Source organism: Actinoplanes oryzae, assembly GCF_030757795.1.
In the GTDB taxonomy this organism is placed as follows: domain Bacteria; phylum Actinomycetota; class Actinomycetes; order Mycobacteriales; family Micromonosporaceae; genus Actinoplanes.
On record NZ_JAUQWH010000113.1, the window covers coordinates 22,958 to 30,528 of the forward strand.

Sequence of the window (7,571 nt, forward strand, 5' to 3'; positions counted from 1 at the left end):
CCACCTCGCCAATCTAGGGGGTGCGGTTCCCCACACGTACTTGTCACGTGCGTGTTACGGCGGCGCATACTGGCGATCGACCGGTACCCCTTCGCGAGGACTGGATCTGACAATGAAGACTGCATCCCCGCTGATCGTCGGCGTGGTCGGTGCGGGCCGGGTGGGTGCCGTGGTCGGCGCCGCTCTGGCCGCCGCCGGGCATCACGTCGTCGCCGCGGCGGCGGTGTCCGCCGCCTCCCGCGATCGCGCCCGGCGCCTGCTGCCCACGGCCGCGATCCTGCCGGCCGACGAGGTCGCCCGGGCCGCCACCGATCTCCTGCTGCTGGCCGTCCCCGACGACGCCCTCGGCGCGGTCGTGTCCGGCTTGCGCACGACCGGCGCGCTCTCCGGCCGGACGGTCGTGGCACACACCTCCGGCGCGCACGGGCTGGCCGTCCTGGGGGAGGTCAACGGCCTCGCCCTGCACCCCGCGATGACCTTCACCGGTACGCCGGCCGACCTCGACCGGCTGCCCGGCACCGCGTGGGGCGTCACGGCCCGCGACCGGGTCTTCGCCGCCCGCCTGGTCACCGATCTCGGCGGCGTGCCGGAGTGGGTCGCGGAGCAGTCCCGCCCGCTCTACCATGCGGCCCTCGCCCACGGGGCCAACCACCTGGTCACGCTCGTCAACGAGGCTGCCGACACGCTGCGCGCCGCCGGCGTCGAGGACCCCGCGACGGTCCTGTCGCCGCTGCTGCACGCCGCCCTCGACAACGCGCTCGCGCTCGGGGACGCAGCGCTGACCGGGCCCGTGTCGCGGGGTGACGCGGGCACCGTAGGCAAGCATCTGCGGCACCTCCCCCCGGAGTCGGCGCCGGCCTATCTCGCGCTGGCCCGCCGCACAGCCGATCGTGCCGTCGCCGCCGGTCGCCTCCGTCCGCAGGATGCCGCCGCCCTGCTCGATGTTCTGTCCCGAGCCCGTTCCAGCGTGGGGAGCCCCGCATGACCGCCCTCGTCCACACCCGGGCCGCTCTGGCCGCCGCCCGGGCCGCCGCGCCCGGCCGGGTCGCCGTCGTCATGACCATGGGCGCCCTGCACGAGGGGCACCGGCAGCTCATGCGCGAGGCGCGGAAGCGGGCCGACTTCGTCATCGCGACGATCTTCGTGAACCCGCTGCAGTTCGGGCCGAACGAGGACTTCGACAAGTACCCGCGCACCCTGGCCGCGGACCTTGAGGCCTGTACGGCCGAGGGCGTCGACGTGGTCTTCGCCCCGGACCGCGACGAGATGTACCCGGGTGGCACGCCGTCGATCACGATGAACGCGGGACCGGTCGGGGAGCTGCTGGAGGGCGCCAGCCGCCCCGGGCACTTCTCCGGGATGCTGACGGTCGTCGCCAAGCTGCTCCGGCTCACGCGCGCCGACGTGGCCTTCTTCGGCGAGAAGGACTACCAGCAGCTCGCGCTGATCAGGCTCATGGTGCGCGACGTGGAACTGGGCGTGGAGATCGTGGGCGTGCCGACCGTACGGGAGAAGGACGGCCTGGCCATGTCGAGCCGCAACCGGTATCTCGATGCCGGCCAGCGCCGGGCTGCCCTGGCTCTGTCGCACGCCCTGCGTGAGGGGGCCGCGCAGAACGACCCGCAGCGGGTGCTCGAGGCGGCCGCCAAGATCCTGGAGGACGAGCCCGGCGTCGCCGTGGACTATCTCGCCCTGACGGACCCGTTGCTCGGCCCCGCGCCGGCCGCCGGTCCCGCCCGCCTGCTGGTGGCCGCGAAGGTCGGCGCCACCCGGCTCATCGACAACGTTCCGGTCCAGCTCGGAGAGGCCGCCTGATGTTCCGCACGATGCTCAAGTCCAAGATCCACCGGGCCACGGTCACCCAGGCCGACCTGCACTACGTGGGCTCGGTGACGATCGACGAGGACCTGCTCGACGCGGCCGACCTGCTGCCCGGCGAGCAGGTCGCCATCGTCGACGTGACCAATGGCGCGCGCCTCGAGACGTACGTGATCCCGGGCGAGCGCGGCAGCGGCGTCATTGGCATCAACGGCGCCGCCGCGCATCTGGTGCACCCGGGTGACCTGGTCATCCTGATCTCGTACGGGCAGATGGACGACGCCGAGGCGCGCACGTATCGGCCGCGGGTGGTGCACGTGGACGCCGACAACAAGATCATCGAACGGAGTACGGATCCCGCGGCCGCCGTCCCGGGCATGGCCGGCGACCTCGTGCGGGGCGACCTGACGCTGTCCGCCTCCTGAGTCCCCTTATCGCCCTAGAATGGGCGAAACGGACAAGGGGGCGTCGTGCGCCGGTGGTGGCTCGTGGTGGTGGCGGCCGTGATGCTCGGCGGGTGCAGCAAGCCGGCCGGCGTCGACGGCAACCTGCTCAACGGCTGGTCCGCGATGACGGTCCCCACGGGGTTCACGCCGGTCTCCGAGACGTGTCACCTGGCGAACTTCTCCCCGGCCGGCGCCCGCGCCGACTACGAGGAGGTCGACTGCTCGCTCAAGCACCGCACCGAAACCGTCTACGTCGGCGAGTACGCGGACCCGGCCGCCGAGGCGCCGGAGCCGCCCGCGGACGACTCGGCGGCCACCCGGGCGGCGTACGAGACGTGTGACCAGAAGACGACTGCCTACGTGGGCGGCCCGTGGCGTACGGCCCGGCTGTGGATCGGCATCACCCAGCCGACGAAGGCCGCGTGGACCGGCGGCGCCCGCTGGTACCGGTGCGAGGTGCTGGTCAGCAGCTCGGTGGAGGACGACGGCGGCCTGGTGCAACGGGTCGGCACGCTGCGCGACGCGCTCGAGGAGCCCAAGTCGCCGCTGCTGCTCACCTGCTACGGGGTGCGGCTCGACAAGGACGGCAAGATCAGCACCATGCCCGCGGCGCCGTGCGCGTCGGAGCACAACGCGGAGTTCGCGGGCGTGTGGACGGCGGGCAGGAACACCGGATATCCGGAGACGGCGAAGGACTGGGACGCCTTCCACGCGGGCTGCCGTACGGTGATCGCGAAGTTCGTGGGTGTGCCCGACGACGCCGACCTGCAGTATCGCGCCGGGGTTGTGTCCCTGCCCGGCGGCGACGACGTCTGGGCCCTGGGCGACCGGGGCGTGCGCTGCTACCTCTGGGTCGACACGACGCTCACGTCCTCGCTCGCGGGCAAGGGTGCCAAGGCGCTCCCTGTCCAGTATCAGTGACGTCCGATACCCCGGATGGGAAACGCGGGCGGGACAAGGTTGACTGGTCTGATGTCGCCTCTCGCCGATCTCCCGGTGCTCCCGCGCCGGCTGGCCGCGCCCGAGCCGGGCTGGACCGAGTCCACCGACGTGGTGGTCGTCGGGTCCGGCGTCGCCGGGCTGACCGCCGCGCTGCACCTGCGGGAGCAGGGTCTGCACGTCACCGTGGTCACCAAGGTCAACATCGACGACGGGTCGACCCGCTGGGCCCAGGGCGGCATCGCCGCCGTGCTCGACCCGCTGGACACCCCCGAGGCGCACGCCTTCGACACCGAGATCGCCGGCGTCGGGCTCTGCGACCCGGCCGCCGTGCGGGTGCTGGTCGAGGAGGGTCCCACCCGGATCCGCGAGCTGATCCGGCTGGGCGCCGAGTTCGACCGCAACGCCGACGGCTCGCTCATGCTGACCCGCGAGGGCGGCCACCGCGCCGACCGCATCGTCCACGCGGGCGGCGACGCGACCGGCGCCGAGGTGCAGCGCGCCCTGCACGACGCCGTGCACCGCGACCCGTGGATCCGGCTCGTCGAGCACGCCCTGGTCCTCGACCTGCTGCGCGCGCCGGACGGCCGGGCCTGCGGCCTCACCCTGCACGTGCTGGGCGAGGGCAGCGAGGACGGCGTCGGGGCGATCCTGGCCCGCGCCGTGGTGCTGGCCACCGGCGGCATGGGCCAGATCTACGCGTCGACCACCAACCCGTCGGTGTCCACCGGCGACGGCGTGGCGCTCGCGCTGCGGGCCGGCGCGGTCGTCACCGACGTGGAGTTCGTGCAGTTCCACCCGACGTCCTTCGTGACCGCCGGCGTCACCTCGGTGCAGCGCCCGCTGATTTCCGAGGCGCTGCGCGGCGAGGGCGCCCACCTGGTCGACGAGTCCGGCGAGCGGTTCATGGTCGGGCAGCACGAGCTCGCCGAGTTGGCGCCCCGCGACGTGGTCGCCAAGGGTATCCACCGGGTGCTGCAGGCGACCGGCGCCGACCACGTCTATCTGGACGCGCGCCACCTCGGCAAGGAGTTCCTGGAGCAGCGGTTCCCGACCATCGTCGCGTCGACCCGGTCGGCCGGCATCGACCCCGTGACCGAGCTGATCCCGGTGGCCCCGGCGGCGCACTACGCTTCCGGCGGGGTGCGGACGGACCTCCACGGGCGTACGTCCATCGCGGGCCTCTACGCGTGCGGCGAGGTCGCCTGCACGGGGGTCCACGGCGCGAACCGGCTCGCGAGCAACTCCCTGCTCGAGGGTCTGGTGTTCGCCCGGCGCATCGCCGACGACATCGCCCGTGACCTGCCGCCGCAGGCCGAGCCGGCGCCCACGTCCGGCGAGCCTGGCTGGGTGGTGCCGCCGTCCGTCCGCGCCGAGCTGCAGCGCGCGATGACCCGGGGCGCCGGCGTCCTGCGCTCGGGGGACTCGCTCGCGGCCACCGCCAAGGAGCTGACCCGCCTGGGCGAGCAGCGTGGCACGCCCCGCAACGCCTCGTGGGAGGCGACGAACCTGCTCACCGTCGCGTCGGCGCTGGTCGCCTCCGCGTGGGAGCGGCGCGAGACCCGGGGCTGCCACTGGCGCGAGGATCACCCGGGTGCCCTGGACGAGTGGCGTGGGCACCTGCTGAACGCGATCGCCGCGACCGGCAAGCTGACGCAGAGCTTCGAGGAGATGCAGTGATCTTTTCCCGGCAGGACGCGGTGGCTGGCTTCGGCTTCGGAGGGATGCAGTGATCGGTGCGGGTCTGGACCTGGCTCAGGTCGAGCGGATCGTCTACACGGCGCTGGCCGAGGATCTCGGTGATCCGCCCCGCGACGTGACCAGCGAGGCGACGATTCCCGCGGACCAGATCGACACCGCCGAGATCGTGGCGCGCGCGCCGGGCGTGGTGGCGGGGCTGCCCGTGGCCGCGCAGGTCTTCGCGGTGACGTCGGGCGGCACGGTCACCTTCGACCAGCGGGTCGAGGAGGGCTCCCGGGTGGAGCGTGGCGACGTGCTCGCCGTCGTGACCGGGCCGACGCGATCCCTGCTGACCGCCGAGCGTACGGCGCTCAATCTGCTCTGCCGCATGTCCGGCGTCGCCACCCACACCCGCAGGTGGGCCGACCGCCTCGCGGACACCAAGGCCACGGTGCTCGACACCCGCAAGACCACCCCGGGGTTGCGCGTTCTGGAGAAATATGCGGTTCGCGCCGGCGGGGGCACCAACAAGCGCATGGGCCTGTACGACGTCGCGATGATCAAGGACAACCACAAGCTCGCGGCCGGGAGCATCACCGCGGCCTACCGGCTCGTCCGGGAGCGGTTCCCCGACGTGCCCGTGCAGGTGGAGGTCACGACGCTCGCCGAGGCGCGGGAGGCGGTCGAGGCCGGGGCCGACTTCCTGCTCTGCGACAACATGCGGCCCGAGCTGCTGCGCGAGGTCGTCGAGGCGGTCGGTGACCGGGTCGAGCTGGAGGCCACCGGCAATCTGACCCTGGAGACCGCGGCCGAGTATGCGGCGACGGGTGTCGACTATCTGTCGGTCGGCGGGCTGACACATTCCTCGCCGATCCTCGACATCGCGCTCGATCTGCGCCCCTGATCTAAGGTCGTCACGTGCTTCTCTGCATCGACATCGGCAATACGAACACGGTTCTCGCCACCTTCGACGGCGACAAATTGGTGCACAACTGGCGCATCAAGACCGACGCCCGGGCGACCGCCGACGAGCTGGGCCTGATGTTCCGGGGGCTGCTCGCCGGTGACGCGGTCGAGATCTCCGGCGTCGCCGCCTGTTCCACCGTCCCCGCCGCGTTGCGCACACTGCGGTCGATGCTGGGCCGTTACTACCGGGGCGTGCCGAATGTCATCGTCGAGCCCGGCGTCAAGACCGGCGTCCAGCTCGCCATCGACAATCCCAAGGAGGTCGGCGCGGACCGGGTCGTGAACACCCTCGCCGCGCACGCGCTCTACGGCGGGCCGTCGATCGTCGTCGACTTCGGCACGACCACCAATTTCGACGTCATCAGTGCCCGCGGCGAGTTTCTCGGCGGTGCGTTCGCGCCCGGCATCGAGATCTCGTTCGACGCCCTGGCCGCCCGCGCCGCCCAGTTGCGCAAGGTGGAACCGGCCGCCCCGCGCTCGGTCATCGGCAAGAACACGGTCGAGTGCCTGCAGTCCGGCCTCTATTTCGGCGTGGCCGGCCAGGTGGACCGGATCGTCGAGCTGATGACCGCCGAGCTGGGCGGCGAGGTGAGTGCCGTGATCGCCACGGGCGGCCTTGCCGGGCTGGTCAAGGACGAGTGCCGCACGATCACCGCGTACGAGCCGATGATCACGCTGATCGGGCTGCGCATGGTTTATGAGCGGAATGTCGGCCAGGGCGGATGATTTTCCTTTGTGACTCTCCGCGTTGTCTCTGACACGCCCTCGTCTTCTCTCGGTCCCGGTCGCCGGAATGGGAAACGGCGCCGGGGCATTCGGGAAACCATCGACCGATCCCTGGCCGTGTCGCGCGTCGATATCGCGACCCGCATTGACGGATCACGCCGGACCGGCGTTATTGTCTGCGGTGGGGATTGTGTGTGAGACGAGTGAACGTGGTTTCAGGGAGGATAACGGCGCGTGGCCAAGCAGATCATTCACAAGCTGGTCGACGACCTCGACGGTGGTGATGCCGACGAGACGGTCAAGTTCGCCCTCGACGGCATTCAGTATGAGATCGACCTGTCCGACAAGAACGCCGCGAAATTGCGCGACGTGTTCGCGCCGTACGTCGGTGCCGGATCGAAGGTCGCCCGCGGCGGGGTGGTCGTGGGCGGCCGGGCGGCCCGTGGGCGCGGCGGTGCGACCGCCGACCGCGAGCAGAACAAGGCCATCCGCGAGTGGGCCAAGAAGAACGGCAAGGAGATCTCCGACCGGGGCCGCATCCCGCAGGAGATCGTGGACGAGTTCCACGCGAAGGGTCCCGGCCGCTGAGCCGGAACCGATCTTGAGCAGGGCCCGCAGCGCTCCGGCGCGGCGGGCCCTGCTGCTTTTTCGCTGGACCTTCGGCGCCCGTGCGTAAGTTATCCACAGCTGTGGACGGCGTTGTCCACAGCCTGTGGACAACGCCGATTTCGCTGTGCGCGTACTTCGCGGGGGTGGGGAACAGCCGTTGAGCGTGCGAAGTTGGGGAAATCATCGGCGCGGGACGTCCCGGCCGGGCTCGACGACCCGGCAGAGTCACCCGGCGGCGATAGAGTAGTGACAGCACGGGCATCACCGATGCTCGTGCGCTGGCCCCGCCAGCTGTTGGGACAAGCTCAGCATTGGCGCACGGCACGTGAGGAGCACGAGGGCATGTTCGAGCGGTTCACCGACCGAGCGCGACGGGTTGTCGTCCTG

Annotated in this window: 8 protein-coding genes; all 8 read left to right on the forward strand. The window is 71.5% G+C overall.

What is annotated here, in order from left to right; translation table 11 throughout:
• Positions 1-112 precede the first annotated feature (112 nt).
• The 8 genes from RBH18_RS29715 (at position 113) to RBH18_RS29750 (ending at position 7,163) form a co-directional block, all read left to right on the forward strand.
• Complete coding sequence (locus RBH18_RS29715; RefSeq protein WP_306213754.1) at positions 113-985, forward strand: Rossmann-like and DUF2520 domain-containing protein; 873 nt, start codon at positions 113-115, stop codon at positions 983-985.
• Positions 982-1,815: a pantoate--beta-alanine ligase gene (panC, locus tag RBH18_RS29720; RefSeq protein ID WP_306213755.1), complete on the forward strand. Its 834-nt coding sequence runs from the start codon at positions 982-984 to the stop codon at positions 1,813-1,815. Before RBH18_RS29715 ends, panC begins: the two co-directional genes overlap by 4 nt.
• On the forward strand, positions 1,815-2,243 hold the full coding sequence (gene panD / locus RBH18_RS29725; protein WP_306213756.1) for an aspartate 1-decarboxylase: 429 nt from the start codon (positions 1,815-1,817) through the stop codon (positions 2,241-2,243). Before panC ends, panD begins: the two co-directional genes overlap by 1 nt.
• Before the next feature lie 45 nt (positions 2,244-2,288).
• Positions 2,289-3,185, forward strand: a complete 897-nt coding sequence (locus RBH18_RS29730) for a septum formation family protein (RefSeq protein WP_306213757.1) — start codon at positions 2,289-2,291, stop codon at positions 3,183-3,185.
• 51 nt (positions 3,186-3,236) lie between these two features.
• Entirely contained in the window at positions 3,237-4,883 is a 1,647-nt protein-coding gene (locus RBH18_RS29735) for an L-aspartate oxidase (protein WP_306213758.1), read from the forward strand.
• Positions 4,884-4,932: 49 nt separating this feature from the next.
• Positions 4,933-5,787 carry a carboxylating nicotinate-nucleotide diphosphorylase gene (gene nadC / locus RBH18_RS29740; RefSeq protein ID WP_306213759.1) on the forward strand — a complete coding sequence of 285 codons (855 nt, stop codon included), beginning with the start codon at positions 4,933-4,935 and terminating at the stop codon, positions 5,785-5,787.
• Between the two features lie 14 nt (positions 5,788-5,801).
• A complete protein-coding gene (locus RBH18_RS29745) occupies positions 5,802-6,575 on the forward strand; it encodes a type III pantothenate kinase (RefSeq protein ID WP_306213760.1) in 774 nt (257 codons plus the stop codon).
• A gap of 234 nt (positions 6,576-6,809) precedes the next feature.
• Positions 6,810-7,163, forward strand: a complete 354-nt coding sequence (locus RBH18_RS29750) for a histone-like nucleoid-structuring protein Lsr2 (RefSeq protein WP_305787491.1) — start codon at positions 6,810-6,812, stop codon at positions 7,161-7,163.
• Positions 7,164-7,571: the final 408 nt, after the last annotated feature.